Source organism: Candidatus Nanopusillus massiliensis, assembly GCF_920984865.1.
Genome location: NZ_OV100765.1, coordinates 144971 through 145569, shown reverse-complemented (window position 1 = coordinate 145569; position 599 = coordinate 144971). Strand labels below are relative to the sequence as shown.

Below are 599 nucleotides of genomic sequence, written 5' to 3'. Positions count from 1 at the left end.
AATTTCAAAATGCCAATATTCATGTAAATGCCTCTTTGTTCTAGATAGCTCTTCTCTAAATGATGGTGTTAATGAATAAACTTTTTCCAATGAAAATATTAATGCTTCTAAATATAATTGCGCTGATTGCGATAAATATGCCTTATCTTCAAAATATTTTACTTCAAATAATTCTGCAGGTTTTCTGCAGCGTTTCCAACCAATATTGCTGGAGTTACTTCATACCATCCATCCTTTATAAACCAGTCCCTTACATTTACAATTAAACTNTGCTTTATCTTTAATTACATCTGCAAACCATCTTGTCCTTATCCATAGATGTCTGTACATTTTGTATTGTATCTATCATCTTCATCTCCCTTTAATGGAAATGGTTTTCCATAGTCATATACTTTTATTTCCTTTACTTCTATTTCATATCCTCCAGGTGCCCTTTCATCCTTTCTTAATATTCCCTTTACTTCTAAAGAACCTTCAATTTGGAATTTTGTTGCATCTTTCATGTTTTTGGATCATACTCGATTGTTTTTACAACTGCTTGTATTATTCCTGAAGAATCTCTTATTACAAAGAAAATCTTATCCTTCATATCCCTCATT

2 protein-coding genes are annotated in these 599 nt (G+C 30.9%); both read right to left on the bottom strand.

Going from position 1 to position 599, the window contains the following annotated elements; genetic code table 11:
* Positions 1–204 (bottom strand): amino acid--tRNA ligase-related protein (locus LUA84_RS04625; protein WP_342765389.1); only part of this gene is annotated, 204 nt, incomplete at its 3' end.
* A gap of 104 nt (positions 205–308) precedes the next feature.
* Complete coding sequence (locus LUA84_RS01100; protein ID WP_231434038.1) at positions 309–503, bottom strand: single stranded DNA-binding domain-containing protein; 195 nt, start codon at positions 501–503, stop codon at positions 309–311.
* Between the last annotated feature and the right edge of the window lie 96 nt (positions 504–599).